Source organism: Sinorhizobium prairiense (assembly GCF_029201645.2).
GTDB lineage: Bacteria > Pseudomonadota > Alphaproteobacteria > Rhizobiales > Rhizobiaceae > Sinorhizobium > Sinorhizobium meliloti_A.
Window position 1 is genome coordinate 48,173 of sequence record NZ_CP104133.1, and the last position, 25,285, is coordinate 73,457.

Sequence of the window (25,285 nt, forward strand, 5' to 3'; positions counted from 1 at the left end):
ATGGCGCAAGAGGTCAAGACCACCTGTCCCTATTGCGGTGTCGGCTGCGGTGTCATTGCCCGCGTGGATGATGACGGTGCAGTGAGCGTCAAGGGCGATCCGGAACATCCGGCCAATTTCGGCAGGCTCTGTTCGAAAGGGTCGGCACTCGCCGAGACCCTCGATCTCGACGGCCGCCTCCTTCACCCGGAAATCGGCGGCCGTCGCGCAGGCTGGAGCGAGGCGCTCGATCTCGTTGCCGAACGCTTTTCGCACAGTATCGCCAATCACGGTCCCGATTCGGTTGCCTTCTACGTCTCGGGACAATTGCTGACGGAGGACTATTACATCGCCAACAAGTTGATGAAGGGTTTCATCGGCTCGGCGAATATCGATACCAACTCCCGGCTCTGCATGTCCTCCTCCGTCGCGGGCCACCGCCGGGCCTTCGGTTCCGACACCGTGCCGGGCGTTTACGAGGACCTGGAACTCGCCGATCTCGTGGTGCTGACGGGCTCCAATCTCGCCTGGTGCCACCCGGTGCTCTATCAACGCCTCTCCGCAGCCAAGGCAAACCGCCCGGAGATGAAGATCGTCGTCATCGACCCCCGCCGCACGATGACGGCGGACATCGCCGACATGCATCTGGCGATCGCATCCGACGGAGACGTCGCCCTCTTCAGCGGGCTGCTTGCCCATCTCGCCGCAAGCGGTGCGGTCGACCGGAACTACGTTTCGAATTACACGGGCGGCTTCGACGAGGCCGTCGCGGCCGCATCGAGGCTCGATCCCCCGTCACTCTCCAAGGCGACCGGGCTGACGCCGACGCAGCTTCGCGCATTCTTCCGTCTTTTCGAGACGACCGAAAAGGTCGTGACCTGCTATAGCCAGGGGGTTAACCAGTCCGCTACCGGTACCGACAAGGTCAACGCCATCATCAACTGCCATCTTGCGACCGGCCGCATCGGCCGGCCGGGCATGGGGCCCTTCTCGCTGACCGGGCAGCCCAATGCGATGGGCGGGCGCGAGGTCGGGGGGCTGGCAAATATGCTTGCCGCCCATATGGACATCGAAAAATCACTCCACCGGGACAAGGTACGGCGCTTCTGGGGCGCGCCGGCAGTCGCGAACGGGCCCGGCCTCAAGGCGGTCGATATGTTCCGCGCCGTCGCCGACGGGCGCATCAAGGCGCTGTGGATCATGGCGACCAACCCGGTCGTCTCGATGCCCGACGCCGATGCCGTCGAAGCGGCGATCAAAGCCTGTCCCTTCGTAGTCGTCTCCGACATCATGAGAGACACCGACACCGCCCGGCACGCCCACGTGCTCCTGCCCTCGCTCGGCTGGGGCGAGAAGGACGGTACCGTCACCAATTCCGAGCGCCGCATCTCGCGTCAGCGCGCCTTTCTCGCAGCTCCCGGAGAAGCGCGGCCCGACTGGTGGCAACTCGCCGCAGTCGGCAGGCGCATGGGCTTCGCCGAGGCCTTCGCCCATGTTTCACCAGCCGAGATCTTCGCCGAGCATGCCTCGCTTTCGGGATTCGAAAACGACGGACGCCGCGACTTCGACATCAGCGCCCACGCGGAGATCGAAGGCCCTGCCTATGACGGCCTGAAGCCGTTTCAGTGGCCGCAGCCCAAGGGCAGTGCGCCGCACGAGAGGCGGTTCTTTGCCGAGGGCGAATTCTATCATCCGGATGGCCGCGCGCGCTTCGTCGCCGTCGAGGTGCCACGGCCAAGAAGCGCCGACGATGCCTTCCTCTTCACGCTCAACACCGGCCGGGTGCGCGACCACTGGCATACCATGACGCGCACGGGCAAGAGCGCCAGGCTGTCCGGTCATCTCGCCGAGCCCTTCGTCGAGATTCATCCGCGTGACGCACAGGCGCTCGGCATCAGCGACGCCGACCTCGTCACCCTGGAAAGTCCGCACGGCGCGGCGATCGTCCGGGCGCTGGTCACCGACCGGCAGGCGGAGGGCAATCTCTTCGTGCCCATGCATTGGAACGACCAGTTCGCCTCCAGGGCGCGGATCGATGCGCTGGTTGCGCCGGTAACCGACCCGGTCTCCGGCCAGCCGGCGTCGAAGAACATGCCGGTCCGCGCGAGCCGCTTTGCGGCTGCCGCCTATGGCTTCGCGGTTTCGGCGCGTAAACCAAGGGAACTCGACGCCGCCTATTGGGCGCTCGCGAGAGCCGAGCGCGGGTGGCGGGTGGAACTCGCCTTCGCCGAAACGAATGTCGACTGGCTCGACTGGTGCCGGAAGACTTTTGCGATCGCCGCAGAGATCGAACCGATCGGCTATACGGACCGCACCTCCGGCGAGCTTCGCCTAGCCTTTTTCGAAGGGGACCGGCTGCTCGCCAGCCTGTTCCTTTCTCCGCGGCCGGTCGCCGCGGCGCGCAGCTGGGCGGTATCGCAGCTCGGCGCTTCGCACCACAACCTCGCCAAGCGCTTTGCGGTCACCGCCGGCCGCCCGGGCGCCGATACGCCCGATCCGGGCGCGACCGTCTGCTCGTGCTTCAGCGTCGGAGTCAACCAGATCACTGCGGCCGTCCGCGACGGTTGCCATAGCGTCGAAGCGGTGGGCGAGAGGCTCAGCGCCGGCACCAATTGCGGCTCCTGCCGCGCCGAGATCAGGGGGATCATAAATGGCTGCCTCACCCTCGCTGCTGAGTGATCCGGCCCAAAAGCCTCAGCGCGTGACCGCACTCGCGACGCTGCCGCTCTTCTGGCCCCTGAACGGCAAACGGGCCGTTGTCGCCGGCGGCAGCGATGCGGCCGCCTGGAAGGCCGAACTGCTGGCGGCCTGCGGCGCGGAAGTTCATGTCTACGCGCCGCGGACGTCGCTGAGCGATCTCTTCCTCGAACTCCTCGCCCGTGGGCCCGCGCATGAACACGGCTTGCTCGTTCACCACGACCAGGCGTGGCATGAGGGTGTATTTCGCGATGTCGCAATCGCCATTGCCGATTGCGACGACGAGGCCGACGCAGAAGCATTCTTTCGAGCCGGTCGGAGCGCCGGCGTGCCCGTCAACGTCATCGACAAGCCGGCTTTCTGCGCGTTTCAGTTCGGATCGATCGTGAACCGCTCGCCCGTGGTCGTTGCTATCTCGACGGATGGCGCGGCACCGATCCTGGCACAGGCGATCCGCCGGCGGATCGAGGCCCTGCTGCCGCCGGCACTCAAACGGTGGGCGACGGTGGCGCAGGCGATCCGCGACCGTGTGAACGCGCGCCTGAAACCCGGTGCCGCGCGCCGCGCCTTCTGGGAGCGCTTCGTCGACAGGGTCTTTCTGGATACACCGGAGGAGGGTGTAGAGACGCGGCTGATGGCGGAGGTGGATCGTCTGGTCACGCGCCCCTCCGCCATCGGCCGCGTCACCATCGTCGGCGCCGGCCCCGGCGACGCGGAACTCCTCACCTTGAAGGCGGTTCGCGCCCTGCAAGCCGCCGACGTGATCCTCTTTGACGAATGGATCCCTGACGACGTCCTGGAACTGGCGCGCCGGGAGGCAAGGCGCGTCCCCGTCGCGCCGAGCGCCACGGATAGCAGAGACATCGCGGCCCTCGTCGGGGAAGGGAAACGCGTGGTGCGCCTTCGGTCCGGGAACCCGATGGCGCTTGCCGGTGCCGTCGAGGAGATCGCAGCGCTTGAGAGCCTTGGAATTCCTGTCGAGATCGTGCCGGGTGTCGAGGCGGCACCTTGCCGTTCCGACGTAATCCAGGTGGCCTTCCGCAGGAGGGAAGTCTCGCAGCCGGGCCTGCGCGCTGCCCATTGATGCAGATCGGGCGTACGCAACCGCTCAGGAGGCGGAACCCGCGGAGCGGCTGGCGTTCCGCGAAGCCTCCAGCCGATCGATGAACGGGCGTTGGGAAACATTTATCTTGCCGCGCGCCTCTTCGAGCGTGAACCATCCGGCGCGGTCGACCTCCGGGAAGACCTGCATCCTGCCGCTCCGTGGCGGCCACTCTGTCTCGAACACGTTGCTGCGCAGGCTGGCAACGTCGAATTCGCTCTCATGCGCATAGGCGGTGACGAGCTTGCCGCCCTTCTGGCGCTCCGCGCCGAGAAACTCCAAGGGGCCCGTTATCGCAATGCCGGTCTCCTCGAGGAACTCCCGGCGCGCAGCGGCTTCCGGCTCTTCATCGGCATCATACTCACCCTTCGGGATCGACCAGGCGCCGAGATCCCGGTTCATCCAGAATGGCCCGCCCGGATGGACGAGCAGAACAAGGAGGTCACTCGCCTCGTATCGATAAAGCAGAACGCCCGCACTTCTCTTCGGCATTTTCGACCTCTGTCTGAAGCGGCACCGAGCGCCAATCCATGTGTCCATTGATTGTAGCCGATCAATGGACAAAAGCATGCAGCAGCTCAAAGTGCTACAGCGACCTGCAATCTCTCCTCGCCTCATCCTCTGAGCTTGTCACAGGGATGAGAGCAGCGCCGCGTCTGCGGCGCGGGAAGCTTTCTTTCAGCCCAAGGACTTGGTCTGGCTGGATTCCTGTGACGAGCACAGGAATGAGGAAATCAAACAAGCCGCCGCGGGTCTGATCTCAACCGGCCTTAGGAGGAACCCTCCTTCTTCGTCGCCAGCATGTCGGCGATCTCCATCGGGAACGGGAAGATTATCGTCGAGTTCTTTTCGCCGGCGATGACATTCAAGGTGCTGAGATAGCGCAGCTGCATGGCCTGGGGTTTCCGGGCGAGAATTTCTGCCGCCTCCAGCAGTTTCGCAGCGGCCTGCTGCTCGCCCTCGGCATTGATCACCTTGGCGCGCCTTTCGCGTTCGGCCTCGGCCTGGCGGGCGATCGCCCGGATCATCGATTCGTTGATGTCGACATGCTTGATCTCGACGGTAGCGACCTTGATGCCCCATGCGTCCGTCTGCACGTCGAGGATCTTCTGAATGTCCTCGTTCAGACGATCGCGCTCCGCCAGCATCTCGTCCAGATCGTGTTTGCCCAGCACGGATCTCAGCGTCGTCTGGGCGAGCTGGCTCGTCGCGGCCATGAAATCCTCGACCTGGATCGTCGATTTCTCTGCGTCAATGACGCGGAAATAGATCACAGCGCTGACCCGCACCGAAACATTGTCGCGCGAGATCACGTCCTGGCTGGGCACGTCGAGAACACGGGTCCTGAGATCGACGCGCACCATCTGCTGCACATAGGGGAGGAGCAGGATCAGCCCCGGTCCCTTGACGCCGGTGAAACGGCCGAGCGTGAAGATCACGCCGCGTTCATATTCCCGGAGGATCCTGATCGCAAAGGCGATGACGATCAGCAGGAACAGGAGCGCGGCGACAAACGGCGCAAGATTTCCAAGCCAGGTCATGAGCGGTCTCCTTTTCCCCGTGGTCGATTGGGGAGTTGGTGCGGGACGCGGGCGGAAAACCGCGCATGCTTTTCATCATCCCGCTCCAGCCGGTTTGCGCGCCACCTTGAGCGTGAGGCCCTCCCGGCCGACGACCATGACGTCCTCGCCCGGTCCAAGCGGTTCGCTGCTGACGGCTCTCCACCGCTCGCCGTGGGCGATCACGTAGCCGTCCGCTCCCGCCCAACTGTCGACCTTGCCGGAAATGCCGATCATCTCTTCCGCGCCGGTGGCGACCCTGTGCCGGCGCGAAACAAGGGCGAGACGCGCGACCAGCAGGCTGAACGCCAGACTGGCTATCGCAATACCGCTCAGTGCAGGCCAGGACACCTGCAGTCCGGGCATGTCCGTGTCGAAGAGAATGGCAGCGCCCAGCACCAGGGCCACGGTGCCGCCGAGGCCGAGCACGCCGAATGACGGCGCATGCGCCTCCGCCACCAGCAGTCCCGCCCCAAGGAGGATAAGGCCCACGCCGGCATAGCTCACCGGCAGCACCGCAAGCGCGTAGAGACCGAGCAGGAGGCTGATGCCGCCGATTGTACCCGGCACCACTGTGCCGGGCGCGAGAAACTCGAAGATGAGCCCGTAGATTCCGACCATCATCAGGAGGAGGGCGACGTTCGGGTTGGTGATCACCGACAGCAGCCGCGTCCGCCAATCCGGCGGAAGATCCTCTATGGCGAGCCCGGACGTATCGAGCCGAACGTCGGATTGGCCGATGCGGACGGGGCGGCCGTGGGCCTGCTTCAAAAGGTCGTCGACGCTAACGGCGGTGAAGTCGATGACCTGCTCGCGCGCGGCTGCGGCGGAGGAAAGGCTCGCAGCCTCGCGCACGGCCCGCTCCGCCCAATCGACGTTTCGGTTGCGCAATTCCGCCAGGCCGCGGATATAGGCGACCGCATCGTTGATGAGTTTCGCTTCACCGGCATTGGCCGGTTTGCGCGGTTCGGGCTCGTCGGGCTTGCCCGTCTTTTCCTCGCCTTCCTGCTCGTCATTGCCAAACAGTCCTCCGCCGATGGCGATCGGCGTCGCCGCGCCCAGATTCGTCCCCGGGGCCATGGCCGCAATATGGCTCGCATAAAGGATATAGGTGCCGGCGCTTGCTGCCCGCGCTCCGCTGGGCGCGACGAAACTCGCGACCGGCACGGGCGAATCGAGGATGGCGCGTATGATGTCGCGCATCGACGTATCCAGTCCGCCGGGCGTGTCCATCTGCAGGACCACCAGCGCGGCACCGCGATCCCTGGCCTGTTGAAGACCGCGCGTCACATATTCTGCCGCGGCGGGACTGATGGCTCCGTTGACGTGCAGGACGATTGCCGTGCGCTCGGCTCCGGGCACCGGCGTGACAGGAAATGCGAAGGCCGACAGGAGACTGAACAACAGGATGAGGATGCGGGCCATTCGCCGTCGATACCTCACGGCTTCTCGTCTGCGGGCGCAGGCGGATAGCTGCAAACCACCTCGCCCGCTCCACCTTTCGTCGAAATCGACACATCCTAATATAGTGCAGAATCGCGGAAAGCGTAAGCGATGCCGCAGGCATGCTGCCGCAGAAGTTGCATCGGCGTCGCCGCTCGGTCAGCGGGCCGGTGCCGCGGCCGAGCGCGGACGCGCGCGCCGGTGCACTCGGCGCGCCTGCGCCAGCGCAGATATCTGCGCCGCCACGAAAATGGCGTGGTCGTTGACCTGCGGCAGGCCCATAAGTTCGCCAAAGGTGCCGCGGGCGAGAGGACCGGCGACGAAGAGGTCGTCCACCTCCCTGTTTTCGCTGTCGAGCGCCCTGCTCGTTTCGCTGCAGGCGAGGCCCAGCCCAACCGTATCGGGGCGCAGATAACCTGCGGCTCCGAGCGAATCCAGCCAGGATTGGCTTTGCAGGATCGACCGGTGCGCCGGGCCGGTGGTGATCACCACGGCGTCGAATTCCCCTTCTTCCGTTCCGCCAGCCCGCCGCCTCCGGAAAGTGACCGCGACATTCTCGCCGACGCGCGCCATATGAGCGACCGAACCGGCGAGGACGCGTATATCGCCGTCCCTCAGCCCCGCGCTCACGACCGCATCGATTTGCGGAGCTACACGAAAGCGGTGCACATCCCAGAAAGGCCGCACGTGACGGACAAGCCGCCGCCGCTCGCTCATCGGCAGATTGCGCCAGATCTCACCGCCTTGTGCTCTGAGCGCATCGAGGACCGCATGCCATGTAAAGCCTTCCGCTTCCGCATCGCGGATCGTCCGGCGTACCTGGGAGAGCAACTCCGCGGCCGATCTCCAAGGTCGTGAGATGAAGTCGCCATAGGGGTCCTGCGCCCGGTCGGAATGTCCACGAGAACGCAGACCGCGCCGGGAAAAGGCGGTGATCGGCCCCTTATGCCCGCCTCTGCGCAGGGTGGCGATCACATCGGCCGAAGTCAGCCCGGTCCCGATGATCAGCACGCGGTCACCGGCCCGGATTCTGTCGAGCGTGCCGGGCTCGGTCGAATCCGGCACGTAGCGGGGGTGCCCCGTGAGGATGGCGCCTACGCCTGCGGGAGCCTCCGGAGCCGGGTGCGTCGTCGCCACCACCAGCACGTCGGCGCGGCTTAGCGTCCCGCCGTCGCCGCGAACCGTCCAGGCCGCTCCCTGACGCTCGACGGCGATCACTCTCTCCCGATGGTGTGCGATGCGCCCATGTTCCAGGAACGGCGCGATCGTCTCGGCGACATAGCGGCCGAAGAGCTGCCGGGCGGGATAGAGATGGCCGTCGCAGGCAAGCGCCTCGGGATCGTCGCGCGGTTCGCCCCGAAGCTCGAGCCAGCGCATGAAATGGTCGGGATCGCCCGGATCGATGCTCATGCGTGCGGCCGGGACATTGACGCGATGCGCGGGCTCCACGGTATCATAGGCAAGGCCGCATCCCAGCCGCTCCCGCGGCTCGAAGACGGAAATCTGCCAGCCATCCATGGCGCGAGACCGCGCCATGTGCGTCGCGACCACGGCACCGGTGAAGCCGCCGCCGATGATTGCGACGGTGGGGCGCGTGAGGTAATGGCCGACGGCATCCGTCATATCGAAGACCTGCTGCGCAGCGACGACCCTGTCGTCGTTGAGTCTACCGTTTGCATTTCCCTGACCGCTACTGCCTGCAACGGGCCGGATCACCGGCATTCGTCGGCCGCCATTCCGGCCGCCGAGGTCGTGTCTATCCGGCCTTCAGCGCCAGTCGCTTGCCTGTCGCGATAAGCCGTGCTGCCGCATAGGTTTGGGTGACGATCTCAGGTACCAGGTCGATGTCGGGCAGGCTTCCCAATCCGAGCGGACCGATCGCGAAGAGGTTCGGCGTGCGTCCAGACGGGCTCAAGACTTCTCCCGTCGGACTGACCGCGATGCCGAGCTCGAGTTCATCGGGTTCGGCAAGCCCACCCGCAAAAAGACTCCGGAGCAAGGGCGTATCAAGCTCCGGGGCGGAACAGCGGCATTCGATCACCTGATCTGCCCTGAGCAGTTCCTCGGCATGCCGACCCGCCCAGCGCACCATGATGCCTTCCGGCAGGCGCCGCCCCGCCCGCCCGCGGCGAAGCACGGTCCGCCCCTCGGCAAGTTCCTGCTGCAGCCGCGCGTGGACAGCCGCCGGGAGGCGGTTTCTGTGGCTGTCGTAGATGGCCCGCAGGTGGCGGTTGAACTGCCGCTTTTCCTGCGCCGAGAGCGATTGCCAGAGCGAGCGCGCCCGCCGGCGCAGGCCGTTCATGGCCGACTGCCAGCTTTGCCCCTTCGCTTCGGCTTCGGCGCAGGCCTGACGCACGAACCGAACGATCCGGCGCAGGCCCTGCGGCATCGGATCGACCGGGAAACTCGGGGCTGCTGCGAGCTGCGTATGCGCCTGCGGCAGGAAGCCGTGGCGCGAAACGAGCGTGATTTCTCCCGCATAACCGTTATCGCGCATCTGGAAAAGCTGGTCGACCACGCGAATGCCGCTGCCGAGCAGGACCGCGTGGCGCGGGTCGACGAGGCGGCGCGTCCGCACAAGCGGTCGCTCCTCGTCAGAAACCTCGAGGTCGCGCGGATGCACGCCGAAGCCCGTTGCAAGAATGACGATGTCGCATGCGTCATGTCCGCCGTCACGCACAAGACTGAAGCGACCGCTTGCGAGTTTGCGCAAGCCTGTGACCTGCTGGTGGGAAAACCTCACCGTGATGTCGGAACGTCGGGCAAGCGCCTCGGAAAAGCGTTGATGCACGTAGTCGCTGAAGATGCCTTTCGGCACGAAAATCTGCCGAAAGCCGGGAATGGCCGCCGGAACGGCTGTTCGGAACTCATCATTGGCGCAAAGCCAGTCGTTGAAATCGTCGGGCTGGCCGGCCGCGACCGACAGGTCGCGCACCCGGCTGTTGAGGATCTCGCAGCGCTGCGCCGCGGAAAAGGCCTGGCCGCCGCTGATCGATGGATGCGGGTCGTACATGGTGAGGTGAAAAGTTCCCCGCATCGACTTCATCAGCGCGATCGCCATCATGATGCCGGAAAATCCACGGCCGACGATCGCAATTTCCGGCTGCGAGGACGAGGCGGCCGCCGCTGACCTGCCGGCAAACAATCCACGAACGGTCATGTGAGCTCCTTTCGCGAGCTGGCTGTCGCTCCGTGGTCGGGGCAACTCTTAAGCAGGACTTCGAGACACACAAAAGCTCTGGTGAATTTCACGGGCTCGTATACCGCTCGCCCGTCGGGATTTTCCGGAACGACGCGCCAGCCAAGAACGCCTTGCGCCGCCTCCCTCCCGCTTCAAGCGAAATAAAACTCCGGTCGAATACCGCCTAATGCGCGCAATGACCGCTGCAGGACTTCCAGTTCTTGCATGTTGTACCCTCAAATCGGCTCCGACGTAAGAAACATGCAGCAGCGTTTCGGCCTGACGGTCATCCTTTTCGGAAGTAGTCTATAATTTTTGTATTCTATTGCAAATGCACCCCACGGCAAGCTATTTTTCTAAAGGTAACCGCAACAGCGCGCCGTCGTCACGGACAACCCATTGATTCTACCTGGGAAATTTTCATTCCAAAGCGATTCCCCTACCGGGCGTCCACCTGCGCGACCGCCTCCGGGAGGGACTGGAAGAAAATAGCGCCTGCTCCATACTAAAGGGCGGCGGCAATGCTCCACGGAGGGACAAGGATGGGGAACATCTCGCAATTCGCCGGAAAGACCAAGCCGACGCCGCACCGCATCGAGAGCGAGGAAGAGGCCCTGGCGATTGCAAGGGAGCTCGCACTCCGGTTCTCCGACCGCGCCATCGAGCGCGACCTGGAGCGCGTCCTTCCTCACGACGAACTCGACCAGTTGGCCCAATCGGGACTGCTGGCGATCAGCATTCCATCGGAATACGAGGGCATCGACGTCTCCAACGTCGTGCTTGCCGAGATAACCGCGATCCTAGCGGAGGCCGACAGCTCCATTGGTCAGATCCCGCAAGGCCACTTTTACGTCCTCGAGGCGCTGCGTCAGCATGCCACCGAAGAACAGAAGCGGTTCTTCTTCGGGCGCGCCATGGCAGGCGACCGCTTCGGCAGCGCACTTTCGGAAAGCGGCGACGACAAAACCCGGATCACCGGGAATGGCGCCGGGTACCGGATCAACGGCCGGAAGCAAAATTCCACGGGCGCTCTCTTCGCCGACTGGCTCGCCATCTCCGCGCTCGATCCCGCCGACCGCATGACCATGTCGTTCGTTCCGCGCGCGATGGACGGCGTCCGGATCATCGACGACTGGGACAGTTTCGGGCAGCGCGTCACCGGCAGCGGCACCGTGGTCCTTGAGGACGTTCATGTGGATCTCGGTTCTGTCGTGCCGCATCACCGCGGCTTCGAGCGACCGAATACGATCGGTTCCGTCGGCGAGATCATCCATGCCGGCGTCGATCTCGGTATCGCGCGGGCGGCGTTCCGAGAGACCCTCGATCTCGTCCGAAACGCGGCAGCAGCCAAGAGCGATGTGCTGGAGCGGGCATCGGAGGATGCTTTGACGATCGCAAGGGTCGGCGAAGTCGCAATACGCATCGAGGCCGCCACCGCGCTCATCGAGCATGCCGGTCGCAAGGTCGATACCGCTCAGGTCGATCCGACCGAGGAACACGCGGTCGAAGCCAGCCTCTCGGTTACCGCCGCCAAGGTCCTTGCCGCCGCGGCCGCGCTGGAGGCAGCCAATGCGCTTTTCGATCTCGCCGGCTCCGCCTCTGCGAAAGTTGCGCTCAATCTCGACCGTTATTGGCGGAACGCCCGCGCTCACACGCTGCAGGACCCGGTGCGCTGGAAACATCACCTTGTCGGCAACTACCACCTGAAGGGCGTAAAGCCGCGCAGCGGATCACTGTGAGGATGAACGCTCGCATTGATGAGGAACGGACGTACACCTAAGTCTGCCGCGGGGGGACCGCACCCTCCGCGCTCAGCCCGCTTCGCTGAGAAGCGGCGCTACGGCGGCCTCTCTCTCGCTTGCTGCAAATTGCGCGAGCGTCATGTTGTCGAGAATGTCGGCCACGGCATCGCGCACGACGATCATCGAACGGCGCACGTGACAGGTTTCCGGGTCCGAACAGTCATCGCAGACTTCATAGGCGGTGCGGCTCGCACAACGGATCGGCGCCAGCGGCCCGTCAAGCGTGCGGATCACCTGACCGACGCGGATCTCGGATGCGGGCCGCGCCAGCGCGTAGCCGCCGCCGGGGCCTTTCTTCGAGCGAAGAAAGCCGGCATTCCTGAGTTCGAGCATGATCGTGTCGAGAAACTTCTTCGGCAAGTTGTTGCGAACGGCGATTTCCGTGATGAAAGCCGTTTCGCCCGGCTGAAGCTGGGCAAGATCGACCATCGCCTTCAAACCGTACTTTCCTTTTTTTGTCAGCATGAGAACATCGCTTTCGAGACGGATCGCGGCAAACGAGAAAAGAACGCGATCTTCATCCGCGACCGCGCCCCAGACACATCGATCCCGACGACGCGGATCGTCCAATTCTCGCAGAGCCAAGTGCCGTTTCCCAGCCTGCCGAGCCAATCTGCCACGGCTCGCCAACTTCGGCATACTAGGATTCAGTTATAGATCAAGCCTAATTTGGCGGCAAGGAAATCAATTCACCTGCTACATAGATTTACTCTATTAGAGCGGTAGATGGCATCAAAAAACGCCGCAGTGCGAAACGAATCGTGAGTTCTTTTGCTGCCGCCGGAGCTCTCAGCGCCTTTTGCGTGCCTTCGACTCGAAAGGATTCTCCGACGCGCGGAAATGCACGCGGATCGGCACGCCCGGCAGGTCGAAGTCGTTTCGCAAGCCGTTGATGAGGTAGCGGGTGTAGGACTCCGGCACCGCCTCGGGCCGTGTACAGGAAATCATGAAACCCGGTGGCCGCGCCTTGACCTGCGTCATGTATTTGAGCTTGAGGCGGCGGCCCGAGACGGCCGGCGGGGGATGCTGCACCTGCTGCGTTTCCAGCCACCGGTTGAGGCGCGCCGTGGAGATGCGCCGGTTCCAGACCTTGTCCGTTTCGATGATGGCCTGCATCAGCCGGTCGAGGCCGTAGCCGGTGTGCCCGGAAATCGGCACTGCACGGATGCCGCGCGCCTGCGGCAACAGCCGCTCGGTCTTTTCGCGCAAATCTACAAGCAGTGCCTGCCAGTTCTCGACCAGATCCCATTTGTTGAAGGCAAGCACGGCTGCACGCCCCTCGCGCAGCACCAGATCGACGATCTGCAGGTCCTGCTTCTCGAAAGGGATCGTGGCGTCGAAGACGATGACGACGGTCTCGGCGAAGCGGATCGCCCGCAGCGCATCCGCAACCGAAAGCTTTTCGAGCTTCTCCTGAACCTTCGCCTTGCGGCGCATGCCGGCCGTATCGAACATCTTTATGGTGCGGCCGCGCCAGTCCCATTCGACAGAGATGGAGTCGCGGGTAATGCCCGCCTCCGGCCCCGTCAGCAGCCGGTCTTCGCCAAGGAACCGGTTGATCAGAGTCGATTTTCCGGCATTCGGCCGGCCCACGATCGCCACCCGAAGCGGCTTGGTCTCGTCATAGGCGGGCTCGACCTCCTCGTCCTCGGTACCTTCACCGGCAACGGGGCGGATATCCACATTCGTCTCGGCAACGTCTTCCGCCGGCGGGAACGCCCTCTCCTCGCCGAGTGCGGCGACGATCGCGTCACGCAGGTCGAGCATGCCCTGGCCGTGTTCGGCCGAGATCGGGCAGGGTTCGCCGAGGCCGAGCGTGAAGGCGTCGTAGAAACCGCCTTCGGAGCCCCGGGCCTCGGACTTGTTGGCGACGACGACGACGGGTTTGCCCCGGCGGCGCAACATTTCGCCGAGCGTTTGATCTGCCGGCGTCAGGCCGGCCTTGGCATCGACGACGAAGAGCGAGAGATCCGCCTCGTCGATGGCCGCCTCCGTCTGCGCCCACATCCGCCCCTGGAGGCTGTCTGGTGACGATTCCTCGAGACCGGCCGTATCGATGATGCGGAACTTGAGGTCGACCAGCTTCGCGTCGCCCGGACGCCGGTCGCGGGTAACCCCCGGCGTATCGTCGACGAGCGCCAGCTTCTTGCCAACCAGGCGGTTGAACAAGGTGGACTTGCCGACATTGGGGCGCCCGATAATGGCGACGGTGAAGGTCATCTTGACATCCGTGCTAAAGCGCCTCGCGTTCAGTGATCACGCGACGCGCTTTAAGTTTCTGTTTTTGTGCATGTCGTTATCCCAAAACCGCTGCGCACTTTTGGGCGACATGCTTTTCTTGTGCATGTCGTCACCCCAAAACCGCTGCGCACTTTTGGGCGACATGCTTTTCTTGTGCATGTCGTTATCCCAAAACCGCTGCGCACTTTTGGGCGACATGCCTGCGTCAGGCCTTGCCTGTCGACGCGATCACATCCAGCAGCATCTGCGCCCGATTCATGATGCCGCGCGGGCTTTGCGCATCGTCGACGATCTGCTGGAACCAGCTCTTCGCCTTGGTATAGTCACCGGCCTTGTAGGCCGAAAGGCCGAGCGCCTCGCGCGCCGAATGACGCATGGCGTTCTGCGGAACGGCCAGTTGCTCGACCTCAGAGGACACCTGCTCGTAGGTTCCTGCGTCGATAAGCAGATAGGCCGCACGCAGCCGCGCCGCATCGCGAAGCGCGGCCGGAATACGCGTATCCCTGCCGATTTCGGAGAACGCCGCGACTGCCGCATCCGTTTCACCCTTTTGCGCCTGCAGCGTCGCAACGCGCAACTGCGCCAGAACCGGATAGGATCCGTAACCGTCCTTTTCGAGCTCGCTCAGAGCGGCGAGCGCCTCGTCCGACTTGTTCTCCCGGGCAAGGTTGAGCGCCGCGAGGAAGGTGTCGCCCGATTGCGACGAGGAGGCCTCCTGCCAATAATCGTATCCGACCTTGCCGACGGTGCCGAGCACGATCAGAACGGCAATCCCGATGATGATACCGCCGAAGCGCGTCCAGACGGCCTTCATCTGGTCCGAACGGAGTTCGTCATTGACCTCGCGGATAAAGCTGTCGTCCTGGTTTACCATGTCCCGTCCCGGCCGCCCGGCCCTGATGTGAAGAAGTTGGCGCGTTCTACCCGATTTTACGCCTGATGTAAGGGGGAGATCGACATTTAGAGAACGACCGGCTGAACGCCTATCAGAAGTTCATGCAGCTTCCAGACGAAGAGCACAAAGGCGACGAGGCCGATAAGAACCGCCAATACGTCGTTGCGCGTCGATTTAAACACGGGAAGCACCTTCTCACCGGCGCGCTCGCGCCGTTTCAACGAGATGCGCAGGATCACCGCCCAGACGAGAAAGGAACCGAAAAGCAGGACCGAGGACGTCTCGCCATTCGCAAGGAGGTGCGCCAGCGCCCATATCTTGATCGAGAGGACCTGCGGATGCTTGAGCGCGACGGCGATGCGGCCCGCCGGCAGGAAGCCGGCGGCAAGCACGATGAAGGCGACGAGCATCAGCAGAAGGGCGATATGGCGCAGGAATATCGGCGGATCGTAGAGCATGCCCGTTTCGCCACGCGCCTGACCAAAACCGTAGATGATCAGACAGAGGCCGACGAGGCTGACGATCGTATAGAGCGCCATCCAAGTGCCCTTGCCGCGGCTTTCGATAATGCCGGCACGAAAGCCGGGCGCAACCACGCGGACGAGGTGCATGCCGAGAAATATGATGATGCCGAGAACGAGTATGGCCATGGGTCACCGCTTGTTCGAGAATGTCGGACCGCTACAGCGCCGAGCTTTGCCGATCCACCTGACTACGCACTACCTTCGATAGCGCCTGTTTTCCAGCCCAATCAAAGGATTGCCGCAATTTCCGGACAACTGCGACGAAACCAAACGTCACAGTTGAAACATGATTCGTATTTTCCTGGCTTTATCACTCGCTCTTTTTCCCGCTCTCGCCCTCGCCGATCCGCCGCCGGCACCCCCGTCGCCGGACGGCAAACAGCTCGTCGTCATCTCCTTCGACGGCGCGCACGACAATGCGCTTTGGGAGAAAAGCCTTGCCATGGCAAGGCGAACGGGAGCGCATTTCACCTATTTCCTCTCCTGCACCTTCCTGATGACGAAGGCCGACGGGAAGCAGATCTACCGGGCGCCCGGACAGAAGCAGGGACGTTCGAATGTCGGCTTCGCACAGAGCCGCGAAGAAATCGCGATCCGCGTCGGCCATATCTGGCAGGCGCATCGCGATGGCCACGACCTCGGCAGCCACGCCTGCGGCCATTTCGACGGCAAAGGCTGGAGCAAGGCCGATTGGGAGCGGGAGTTTTCAGCGTTCCGCGCGGCGCTCGCCGAAGCCTGGAAGAGGGCCGGCAAGCCGGAAGCCGAGCCGGAAGGCTGGGCCGATTTCGCGAAGAACGGCATAAAGGGCTTTCGCGCCCCCTACCTGTCACTCAGCGACGGCCTGGTGCCTGCACTCGAAGCGTTCGGTTTCAGCTATGATGCGAGCCTCGTCACCAAAGGGCCCGGCTGGCCCAGCTTCGCCGACGGTCTGCCGCGCTTCGGCCTGCCGCTCATTCCCGAAGGCCCTTCCCACCGGCCGGTCATCGGCATGGACTACAATCTCTTCGTCCGCCATTCGATGGGAGTCGAGAACAGAAAGGACAGCGTCCGCTTCGAGGAGCGGACGCTTGCGGCGTTCCGCAATGCCTTCTGGAAGGAATATGAAGGCGAGCGGATCCCTCTTCAGCTCGGCTTCCACTTCGTCGAGATGAACGGCGGCGCCTATTGGCGGGCGCTCGATCGCTTTCTCTCGGAGACCTGCAACAAGCCGGACGTCGCCTGCGTCAGCTATGCCGAGGCGTTGCCGATTATCGAGGCTGCAAGAAAGAAGGCGGATCGCTCCGCCTTCTGATGCCCGCTGTTACAGAGCCAGCTCTTCCTTACCGCCAGCGTCGATGAACTGCCGGTCGATCTCCGGCAGCGGTTCGTCGACCAACACCGAACTCGAAGGCTTTAAGACGTTTGTAGATCGACAGGAGCTCGACGATGGTCGTCCAGGAGCCGACCAGGTATTGGAAGGACTTCCGAACCTGCCCAAAAACGTTCAACACCTGATTCATAACGCCGAGCGTGAGTTTTCCCGCCACGATCGCAGGTATCAGCACGAGCGTGCCGAATATGTTGTCGGCCTGCAGGTAGAAAATGCGCGCGATATTGAAGTACATATAATGGAAGTAGAGGCGGAAATAGTTGCGCCTGACATTGTCGAAAAGCTGCGCGAGCGTTATCGGGTCGGCGCGGTCCTCATGATCCTCGCCATAGACGAGTTCCTTCCGGTATGCCGCTTCGACGCGCTGATTGCGAAATTCGAGGCCCGGAAGCTTGATACCCACCACGGCGAGGAAGACCGTTCCAAACAGCGACCAGGAGACGGCGGCCCAGACGAGCGCATGCGGTATTTCGCCGACGACCGGCAGCACGTTTACCTGCTCGGAAAACCTGAAGAGAACCGGGAGAAAGGCGATCAAGGTCATAACTGAGCTCACCAGGCCGACGCCCAGCCTTTCCATCGTGCTGGAAAATCGCATCGTGTCTTCCTGTACACGCTGCGAAGCGCCTTCGACTTGGCGCAGCCTCGGCCAGTGCGAGACATAGTATTCGTTCATCGCGGTACGCCAGCGAAAGATGTAGTGGCTGACGAAGAAGAGGTTCAGCACGCCTACGGTCACCGCCAGAAAGGCAATGCCTGAGACGCCGATCATTCCCATGTAGAGTTGTTCGGCAGTGACCGGTGCCGTTCGCGCGAGCGCCTGCTGGATCATATCATAGAACGGGCCGTACCAGGCATTGAAGGCGACACTGACCTGAACCGAAAAGTAGGTGTTGAAGATGATCAGCGCCGTGCCGAGAACGGACCAATACTGCCACCGATGCGGGCTGTAGACGAACCAGAACGCGGCGAATATTCCTACGACCACCGCATAATAGATGTAGAACCAAAGAAAGGGCGTCGACCAGAAGACGGACACCCCGATGATAGGTTCCTGGCCGGGCGGCAGCTGCGGCAAACCGAGATAGGCGCCGATATCCCGTCCGCCGCCATACCATACGAGAACGGCAAGAAGGCTCCAGACGGCGGAAGATATGAAAAACAGCTTCGGCTTGGGAAAGAAGGATTGGAACAAGGGACGGCACTCTCGTTTCGGGGAGGTCAAGGACTTGCCTCCTGATGCGCCGAAACTAGGGCAAATCACATTGCGCAACAATTACGGAATGCGAATGTTACTGTTATTTCATGTGGCTGCCGACGCTGCCTGCCCGGCTTAGTGAGGACCCGTCATCGTGCCAGGGCTTCACTTATCCGGCGCAATTCGGCGAGGACGACGATCCCGCAGATCATGAGAACGACGGCGGCGACCAGGGTCGGCAAAGCGTAGCTTCCGGTGCGCTCGGCAAGCCAGCCGGCGACCAGCGGCCCGACGATCTGGCCGACCCCGAAGGCAGCGGTCATGAAGGCGAGGGCCCGGCGCGGACTTTCGGGGGCGAGTTGTCGTCCGATCTGAAGTCCATAGGCCGTGACCATCATGAAGGTGGCGCCCAGCATCAGCCCGCCGACGAGCGGCGCAAAGGGGGAAGGCAACGAAACCGTCAGAATGAGGCCTGCCGCCTCGACCAGCAATCCGGCCGCATAGACCCCGGCCAATCCGAGACGCGGCAAGGCGAAGCGCCAGAGATAAACCGACAGGGCGGCGCTCACTCCGGTGATCAGCCAGGAAAGAAACTCGATGCTGTGGTCGCCGCTCGCGTCGCGGGCCATGGCGACGAGGAACGTGGCAGTGATCACGTAGCCGAACCCGAAAAGGCCGTAGGTCAGCGTCATCGTCATGAGCGGCCGAGATCGGACGAGCCGCGCCTCCGGTGGACCGCCGATGGCGGCGTGACGGCTCGACGGCAGCATCGCGGCCACCAGAACCGTACCCGCCAGCGCGACCAGACCGCCAGCGAACCAGTCGGCCTGCGACTTCGAAAGATCCGCGACGCCTGCGAGCGGCGCGATCCAGACCACGACGGAGGAAAGCGCGATGCCGAAACCGACGCCGCCGAAATGCACCGAAGGCACGTGCTCGGATCTGGCGGCGAGCCCCTGCCCCAGCACTATCCCCGAGATGAAGATCATCGCAAAGGCGCTCGCCAGACCCGCAAGAAAGCGGATGATGGAATAGGCGAGCACCGAGGATGTAAGTCCCATGGCGGCAAGCAGCACGGTCGTCGCGACGAGAGCCGCGAGACCGACCCCGCGCTCGCGGCCGTGCGCCCAGCCATAGCCGGCAAGCACCGCGCCTGCGAGATATCCGATGAAATTCGCCGAGGCGACCAGGCCTGCATCAGCAGGAGAAAGGCCGGTGTCGATCATCATCGCCGGCAGGATGGGCGTATAGGAGAACCGGCCGAAGCCCATGGCCACCGCCATGGCGACCGCACCGGCGATCGCGGTCGCTGCGAGACTTCCGCTCGAGCCGCTGCCGGCGGACTCGAAGCCGCTCGGCTCTGTCGAGTGCCTGGGCGCCGGTTCGCTACGGTCCTGCCGTCTCTGGAGAGTGCTCATGCCCCCTTATTGCATCGCAGCAAGAGAGCGGCAAATCATTATAATTGAACGGTTCATTGATGGAATCGAATGATCTGCGCTGAGAAAACCGGGAGCGGGTGTGATACCCCCTCTGCCCTGCCGGGCAGAGGGGGTGAGCCTTCCTAAGTTGCCTAACCCGGCAGCGTCACGACCAGCGGCCCGCTGCGGGTGACGACCACCGTATGCTCATATTGTACAGTCGGTGCGCGCGGTTCGCTGTAGAGGGTCCAGTCGTCGTTGCCTCCTTCAGCCCATTGCGCGCCCATCGACAGGAAGGGTTCGACCGTGAAGACCATGCCCTCGGTCATCCGCCGCCGCTCGGACGGGTCCGGCCAGGTTGCAATTTCGCTCGGTTCCTCGTGCAGCGACCGGCCGATGCCGTGGCTCGCCAGATTGGCGACGAGGGAGTAGCGGTTCTTGCGCGCGAACTCGCCGATCGAATTGCCGATCGCGGCAAGCGACTGGCCTGGCTTGACCTGTTTCAAACCTACCCACATCGCCCGCTTGCCATCGCGGCAGAGCCGGTCGATCTCGGTCTTGACCGGCGGCACGGGAAAGGACGCCCCCGTATCGGCGAAGAGCCCGCCCTTTTCGGCGGAAACGTCGATATTGACGAGATCGCCCGGCTGGATCACCCGGGGGCCCGGTATGCCGTGGGCGATCTCCTCGTTGACGCTGATGCAGGTCGCGCCGGGGAAATCGTAGCAAAGCTCGGGTGCCGAACGGGCGCCCGCCTCCTCCAGCACCTTGCGGCCGATCGCGTCGAGCTCGGCCGTGGTAATGCCGGGTTCCAGCGCCTCGCCCATCGCCTGTAGCGCATTGGCGCAAATCCGGCCGATTTCCTTCAGCCTTTCGAGGTCTTCGTCGTTGTTGAGGGTCATGGATGTCTCGCTTTCGCGGCCACATTTAGCGCTACGCCGCCGCATATGCCAGTGCCGACGGAAGCGGCCGGCTTAGGAAGCGCGCTCCTCCGCCAGCATCTCGCGTACCAGAGGCGCGACCTTGGTGCCGTAAAGTTCGATGCCGTGCAGGATCCGATCATGCGGCATCGGGCCGATCGCCATCTGCAGCAGGAAGCGGTCGTTTCCGAAGAGCTTCCGATGCGCAACGATCTTCCTGGCAACGGTTTCCGGATCGCCGAGGAAGAGATTGCCCGTCGGGCCGATCGCCTGATCGAAATGGGCTCGGCTGGTCGGCCCCCAGCCGCGTTCGCGTCCGATGCGGTTCATCACCTCGGCCTGCGGCCCATAGAACTGATCTGCAGCTTCTTGCGTGCTATCGGCGATGAAGCCGTGGACGTTGATGCTCGTCTTCAGCTTCGACGGATCCTGCCCCGAACGGCGCGCAGCTTCGCGGTAAAGCTGGAAGAGCGGCGCAAACCGTGCCGGTTCGCCGCCGATGATAGCAAGCGCCATCGGCACGCCGAGCGCACCGGCACGCGCAACCGACTGCGGCGTTCCGCCGACCGCAATCCAGAGCGGCAGCGGGTCCTGCAGCGGGCGCGGATAAACGCCCCGATCATTGATCGGAGATCTCAGCGCACCCGACCAGGTGACCCTTTCACGATCGCGCAGCGCCAAAAGGAGATCGAGCTTTTCGGCGAAAAGCTGGTCGTAATCGTCCAGCGACTGGCCGAAGAGCGGGAATGATTCGATGAAGGAGCCACGTCCGGCCATGATCTCGGCGCGTCCGTTCGACAGGAGGTCGAGGGTGGCGAATTGCTGGAAGACGCGGACGGGATCGTCGGAGCTCAACACCGTGACCGCGCTCGTCAGCCGGATGCGGCTGGTGCGTGCGGCAGCCGCCGCGAGGATCACCGCCGGTGCCGACGCCGCATAGTCGGGCCGGTGATGCTCGCCGAGGCCGAAAACGTCGAGGCCCACCTGATCGGCAAGCTCGATCTCCTCCAGGAGATCCGCCAGACGCCGGCGCCCCTCGGCTCCCTTGTCGGCTGCATTTGGATCGACATCGGCGAATGTATAGAGTCCGAGTTCCATGACTGACTTCCTGCGAGGTCTGCGCGCGATGAGGAAAAGTGAGTGAGGCTCCCCGCCCGCATTCCGCGCCTCAACTTATTGGATCTAGCGTGAGGCTAGAGATAATCGGCGCAGGACCAGGTCGCAAATGCACCTTTGGGAAACGCACTGTTTCCCGCTGAGGTCCGCTGGAGTCAGGCGCTCTTCGGCTTCTTCTGCGAACGGGCGCTTGTGCGTGCTGATGTGTTCAGCGCCACCGCGGCACGAACGAGCGCGATGAACGCCTCTTCATCGATCTTCTCGCCCTGACGGAAATCGATGGCACGCCGCGTATTGCCTTCCAGGCTGGAGTTGAAAAGGCCCGAAGGGTCTTCCAGCGAGGCACCTTTGGCAAAGGTCGTCTTCACGACCGCCTTGTAGACTTCGCCGGTGCAGATTATCCCGGCGTGTTCCCACACGGGGACCCCTCTCCACTTCACTTCCTCGATCACTTCCGGGTCGGCCTGCTGGATGAGTTTCCGGATCCTGGCGAGCGTCTCGCCGCGCCAATCGTCAAGCGCATCGATTTTCGCATCTATCAGTTTGGAGGGAGACGCTTCGTTCGAACCGCTCGTCCTGTTCTCCATGGCCGTCACTTTCCTGATGGTTGTGGCTTACATACGTTCGCCGGGCAATCGGCTGGCTTGCCTTACCCAAGCGGAGAATTGAGCTTCGTCGAGTTGCCCCTCGTAAACATCGAGGTAGCGGACTTCCGGATATTTGGACTTGCCGGGCGGGACAGGATCGAGCGCCGCGCCGCGGAAGAACGTCACCTTGATGTATTTGGTGAAGCAGTGGAAGCTGAGAAACCAGAGATTGTCCTCGACACCGTAGAAAGGCGAGTTCCACTTGACCGCCTTGTGCACGCCGGGAACGGCCTCAACAATCAGAGCATCGAGGCGCCGCCCGACATCGCTCTTCCAGCCCGGCATCGCCGCGATGTAGGCCTGCACGGGAGCATCGCCATAGCCCTTCGCGATCTGGGGATTGCCGCCCGAAAGCAGGGTCGGCCGTCCAGAGGCCGGCTCGGCGGCGGCCTTCTTCGCAACATTCCTGCTCTTCCCGGGCGTCTTGCCGACCATCGTCTTCACCTCATTGCGCCGCGGGCCGGCCGCTGCGCCTCCTCGCGGCATAGGGTAGCACGAACATATAGAGGCCGGTGAACAGCAGCAGGAAGAGCGGCAGCAACGGGGAATAGACCACCCATGCAGGAGGTTCTCCCAATCCCATGGCCGCGAAGTTGGCGATGACGGTTACCGTGAAGACGATAGACAACCACCGGTGGATCTGACGTATCCAGGCGTTCCAATCCATTGAATGATCTCCCATTGACATGAAGCGAGCGAGCCCCGATCGGCCCGACGGTCGGGTTTCAGTTCATACCCGCGAGAACGCGCTCCAGATTTTCGAAGAACTGCTGCCACCCGGCCCTGGCGCCGCCATAGGCCTGTCGCTGATCCGGCCGGAATCCAACCTGCTCCATGCGCAGCTGGGTTCCCGTGCTTGTCGGGACGAGGGTGAAGGTCACCACGCTCTTCAAGTCGTAGGCCGGATCCTCATGGGCGAAATTCCAGGCGTAGCTCAGCCTTTTGTTCGGCTCCACGACGAGGACCTCGCAGTCCAGCACGCCACCCCACTCGCCGCGCAGGTTGAAACGGTGCCCGACGACAGGACTGAAGTCGTTCTTCATCAGCCACTCCTCCATCAGGTGTGGTTGGGTGAGCGCGCGCCAGATCTTCTCCGGCGGATGAGCGATCTCCCGCTCGACGACGACGGAACGTGTTTCGCTCGACGTTTCGTTCATTGGTCCATCCTTTTCAGTAGGTCTTCGAGATCGTCGAAGCGGCTCTGCCAGAAACCGGCCATCTCACGCGTCCAATCGACCAGCGGAGCGAGCGCACCGAGTTGCGCGCTATAAAAGGTGTGGCGGCCTTCGTGGCGGTCGCGCACCAATCCAGCCTGCTTCAGGACGCCGAGGTGTTTGGAGACGACCGGCTGCGAGACACCGGCGCGAGCCGTCAGAGCCCCGACCGTCCTCTCCCCTTCCCGGCACAGCCGCTCGAAGAGAGCCCGCCGCGTGGGATCGGCAAGCGTTTTGAAGAGCATGTCGTGCGCGTCGGACATCTGGGATATATACCCGGTTGGCTATGGGTTAATCTATAGCCAATGAGCTATGGATGAGTCAAGGCGTTCGTTCGAGACTTTACCCAGCTTACCGCGGAGCACTGGAAGCAATACCCTGATAGCGATGCGTTGAATGTTATCGATATCCTACCCCCTGCCCTGCCGGGCAGAGGGGGTGCCGCCTTCGCATCGTAGACAGACAGCGGCCTATTCAAGCCGCAATCAACGTCCGCTTGACCGCGCTGCGCCAGCCCTTGAGCTTCACCTTGCGCGTGGCCTCGTCCATATCCGGTTCGAAACGGCGGTCGCGGGCCCAGGACTTGGCGAACGCTTCCTGGTTCGGCCAGACGCCGGCGCGGCTGCCCGCAAGCCAGGCGACGCCAAGCGCCGTGGTTTCGAGAATGACCGGGCGGTCGACCGGAGCGTCGAGCAGATCCGAAAGGCGCTGCATCGTCCAGTCGGAGGCGACCATGCCGCCATCGACGCGCAGGACCGTATCATTGCCGTTGCGGCGCCAATCCTTGTGCATGGCCTCCAGCAGGTCGCGGGTCTGGTAGCAGACCGCCTCGAGTGCCGCCCGCGCGAACTCTGCCGGGCCGGTATTGCGCGTCATGCCGAAGATCGCGCCCCGCGCATCCGGATCCCAATGGGGCGCTCCGAGGCCGGTGAAGGCCGGCACGAGATAGACCTCCTGCGAGGGATCGGCGCTTTCGGCAAGCGAGCCCGTATCGGGGGCCGCCTTGATCACCTTGAGCCCGTCGCGCAGCCACTGGACCGCAGCACCGGCCACGAAGATCGAGCCTTCGAGCGCGTAGGTCGTTTCGCCGTCGAGGCGGTAGGCAATGGTGGTCAGGAGACGGTTCTTCGAGCGGACCATGTCCTTGCCGGTGTTGAGCAAGGCGAAGCAGCCCGTACCATAAGTCGATTTCAGCATGCCCGGCTTGAAACAGGCCTGACCGATCGTTGCCGCCTGCTGGTCGCCGGCAACGCCGAGGATCGGGATCGCGGCGCCGAAGAGGGAGGGCTCCGTGACGCCGAAGTCGGCCGCGCAGTCCTTCACTTCGGGCAGCATCTCCTTCGGCACGCGCAGAATGTCGGTGAGCTCCTCGTCCCAGGCATTCTCGGCGATATTGTATAAGAGGGTACGCGAGGCATTCGTCGCGTCGGTGCAGAAGCACTTGCCGCCCGTCAGCCGCCAGATCAGGAAGGTGTCGATGGTGCCGAAGCAGAGTTCGCCCCTGGCGGCGCGCGCCTGCGCGCCCTTGACATTGGAAAGCAGCCAGTTGAGCTTCGTTCCCGAAAAATAGGGATCGAGCAGCAGGCCGGTCTTCTTGACGAAGGTCTTTTCCAGTCCCTTCTTCTTGAGCTTGTCGCAGAAGGCGGCAGTACGGCGATCCTGCCACACGATGGCATTGTGTATCGGCTTGCCGGTCTCGCGATCCCAGACGACCACAGTCTCCCGCTGATTGGTGATGCCGATCGCGGCAATATCGTTCGCGGTGATGCCGGCCTTCTGGATCGCTTCCTTGACCGTGCTGACGACCGTCTGCCAGATCTCCTCCGGGTCGTGCTCCACCCAGCCCGATTTCGGAAAGTGCTGCTTGAACTCTTTCTGCCCGACGCCTGCGATTTTCTGGTTGCCGTCGAAAACGATCGCGCGCGTCGACGTCGTGCCCTGATCGATCGCGAGAATAAATCCGCCCATATGCCCCTCCTC

Annotated in this window: 23 protein-coding genes and 1 pseudogene; 4 read left to right on the forward strand and 20 right to left on the reverse strand. The window is 63.3% G+C overall.

What is annotated here, in order from left to right:
* Positions 1-2,658 carry a nitrate reductase gene (locus N0Q91_RS23555; RefSeq protein ID WP_275599241.1) on the forward strand — a complete coding sequence of 886 codons (2,658 nt, stop codon included), beginning with the start codon at positions 1-3 and terminating at the stop codon, positions 2,656-2,658.
* A complete protein-coding gene (locus N0Q91_RS23560; protein WP_275599242.1) occupies positions 2,630-3,760 on the forward strand; it encodes a siroheme synthase family protein in 1,131 nt (376 codons plus the stop codon). The genes N0Q91_RS23555 and N0Q91_RS23560 overlap by 29 nt, the downstream gene beginning before the upstream one ends.
* 24 nt (positions 3,761-3,784) lie before the next feature.
* On the opposite strand, the gene N0Q91_RS23565 is transcribed toward N0Q91_RS23560, so the two are convergent.
* From N0Q91_RS23565 to N0Q91_RS23585, 5 genes are all read right to left on the reverse strand, one after another.
* On the reverse strand, positions 3,785-4,270 hold the full coding sequence (locus N0Q91_RS23565; RefSeq protein ID WP_275599243.1) for an NUDIX hydrolase: 486 nt from the start codon (positions 4,268-4,270) through the stop codon (positions 3,785-3,787).
* 278 nt (positions 4,271-4,548) lie between these two features.
* Positions 4,549-5,319: a slipin family protein gene (locus tag N0Q91_RS23570; protein WP_100670122.1), complete on the reverse strand. Its 771-nt coding sequence runs from the start codon at positions 5,317-5,319 to the stop codon at positions 4,549-4,551.
* Between the two features lie 75 nt (positions 5,320-5,394).
* A complete protein-coding gene (locus N0Q91_RS23575; RefSeq protein WP_275599244.1) occupies positions 5,395-6,762 on the reverse strand; it encodes an NfeD family protein in 1,368 nt (455 codons plus the stop codon).
* Between the two features lie 177 nt (positions 6,763-6,939).
* A complete protein-coding gene (locus tag N0Q91_RS23580) occupies positions 6,940-8,403 on the reverse strand; it encodes an FAD/NAD(P)-binding protein (protein ID WP_275599728.1) in 1,464 nt (487 codons plus the stop codon).
* Positions 8,404-8,536: 133 nt separating this feature from the next.
* A complete protein-coding gene (locus N0Q91_RS23585; protein ID WP_275599245.1) occupies positions 8,537-9,940 on the reverse strand; it encodes an FAD/NAD(P)-binding protein in 1,404 nt (467 codons plus the stop codon).
* A 563-nt stretch (positions 9,941-10,503) separates the two neighbouring features.
* Here N0Q91_RS23585 and N0Q91_RS23590 point away from each other — a divergent pair.
* Positions 10,504-11,700: an SfnB family sulfur acquisition oxidoreductase gene (locus N0Q91_RS23590; RefSeq protein WP_275599246.1), complete on the forward strand. Its 1,197-nt coding sequence runs from the start codon at positions 10,504-10,506 to the stop codon at positions 11,698-11,700.
* Positions 11,701-11,772: 72 nt separating this feature from the next.
* Here N0Q91_RS23590 and N0Q91_RS23595 read toward each other — a convergent pair whose 3' ends face one another.
* The 5 genes from N0Q91_RS23595 to N0Q91_RS23615 all read right to left on the reverse strand — a co-directional run bounded on the left by N0Q91_RS23595 (position 11,773) and on the right by N0Q91_RS23615 (position 15,549).
* Positions 11,773-12,228, reverse strand: coding sequence for an RrF2 family transcriptional regulator (locus N0Q91_RS23595; protein ID WP_033047739.1), 456 nt, complete (start codon positions 12,226-12,228; stop codon positions 11,773-11,775).
* 324 nt (positions 12,229-12,552) lie between these two features.
* A complete protein-coding gene (gene der / locus N0Q91_RS23600; RefSeq protein WP_275599247.1) occupies positions 12,553-13,983 on the reverse strand; it encodes a ribosome biogenesis GTPase Der in 1,431 nt (476 codons plus the stop codon).
* Between the two features lie 36 nt (positions 13,984-14,019).
* Positions 14,020-14,163, reverse strand: a complete 144-nt coding sequence (locus N0Q91_RS23605) for a hypothetical protein (protein WP_275599248.1) — start codon at positions 14,161-14,163, stop codon at positions 14,020-14,022.
* 46 nt (positions 14,164-14,209) lie between these two features.
* Positions 14,210-14,878, reverse strand: a complete 669-nt coding sequence (locus N0Q91_RS23610; protein WP_275599249.1) for a tetratricopeptide repeat protein — start codon at positions 14,876-14,878, stop codon at positions 14,210-14,212.
* Between the two features lie 86 nt (positions 14,879-14,964).
* Positions 14,965-15,549 carry an NnrU family protein gene (locus tag N0Q91_RS23615; RefSeq protein WP_275599250.1) on the reverse strand — a complete coding sequence of 195 codons (585 nt, stop codon included), beginning with the start codon at positions 15,547-15,549 and terminating at the stop codon, positions 14,965-14,967.
* Between the two features lie 160 nt (positions 15,550-15,709).
* On the opposite strand from N0Q91_RS23615, the gene N0Q91_RS23620 reads away from it, so the two are divergent.
* Positions 15,710-16,714: a polysaccharide deacetylase family protein gene (locus N0Q91_RS23620; RefSeq protein WP_275599251.1), complete on the forward strand. Its 1,005-nt coding sequence runs from the start codon at positions 15,710-15,712 to the stop codon at positions 16,712-16,714.
* A 9-nt stretch (positions 16,715-16,723) separates the two neighbouring features.
* Here the strand turns inward: N0Q91_RS23620 and bacA are convergent.
* The 10 genes and pseudogenes from bacA to glpK all read right to left on the reverse strand — a co-directional run bounded on the left by bacA (position 16,724) and on the right by glpK (position 25,273).
* Positions 16,724-17,987, reverse strand: a pseudogene (gene bacA / locus N0Q91_RS23625) (bacteroid development protein BacA).
* 152 nt (positions 17,988-18,139) lie between these two features.
* Positions 18,140-19,408 carry an MFS transporter gene (locus N0Q91_RS23630; RefSeq protein WP_275599252.1) on the reverse strand — a complete coding sequence of 423 codons (1,269 nt, stop codon included), beginning with the start codon at positions 19,406-19,408 and terminating at the stop codon, positions 18,140-18,142.
* Between the two features lie 152 nt (positions 19,409-19,560).
* The gene (gene map, locus N0Q91_RS23635; RefSeq protein ID WP_100670113.1) at positions 19,561-20,310 is read right to left on the reverse strand and encodes a type I methionyl aminopeptidase; all 750 of its coding nucleotides are present in this window, start codon (positions 20,308-20,310) and stop codon (positions 19,561-19,563) included.
* Positions 20,311-20,382: 72 nt separating this feature from the next.
* The gene (locus tag N0Q91_RS23640; RefSeq protein WP_100670112.1) at positions 20,383-21,426 is read right to left on the reverse strand and encodes an LLM class flavin-dependent oxidoreductase; all 1,044 of its coding nucleotides are present in this window, start codon (positions 21,424-21,426) and stop codon (positions 20,383-20,385) included.
* Between the two features lie 173 nt (positions 21,427-21,599).
* Complete coding sequence (locus tag N0Q91_RS23645; RefSeq protein WP_198516615.1) at positions 21,600-22,031, reverse strand: DUF1801 domain-containing protein; 432 nt, start codon at positions 22,029-22,031, stop codon at positions 21,600-21,602.
* A 27-nt stretch (positions 22,032-22,058) separates the two neighbouring features.
* Positions 22,059-22,526, reverse strand: a complete 468-nt coding sequence (locus tag N0Q91_RS23650) for a DUF1801 domain-containing protein (protein WP_275599253.1) — start codon at positions 22,524-22,526, stop codon at positions 22,059-22,061.
* Between the two features lie 10 nt (positions 22,527-22,536).
* Positions 22,537-22,758: a hypothetical protein gene (locus N0Q91_RS23655; RefSeq protein ID WP_275599254.1), complete on the reverse strand. Its 222-nt coding sequence runs from the start codon at positions 22,756-22,758 to the stop codon at positions 22,537-22,539.
* 58 nt (positions 22,759-22,816) lie between these two features.
* Positions 22,817-23,248 carry an SRPBCC family protein gene (locus tag N0Q91_RS23660; protein WP_018098334.1) on the reverse strand — a complete coding sequence of 144 codons (432 nt, stop codon included), beginning with the start codon at positions 23,246-23,248 and terminating at the stop codon, positions 22,817-22,819.
* Positions 23,245-23,568, reverse strand: coding sequence for an ArsR/SmtB family transcription factor (locus N0Q91_RS23665; protein ID WP_275599255.1), 324 nt, complete (start codon positions 23,566-23,568; stop codon positions 23,245-23,247). The genes N0Q91_RS23660 and N0Q91_RS23665 overlap by 4 nt, the downstream gene beginning before the upstream one ends.
* A gap of 211 nt (positions 23,569-23,779) precedes the next feature.
* Positions 23,780-25,273, reverse strand: coding sequence for a glycerol kinase GlpK (gene glpK, locus N0Q91_RS23670; RefSeq protein WP_275599256.1), 1,494 nt, complete (start codon positions 25,271-25,273; stop codon positions 23,780-23,782).
* Between the last annotated feature and the right edge of the window lie 12 nt (positions 25,274-25,285).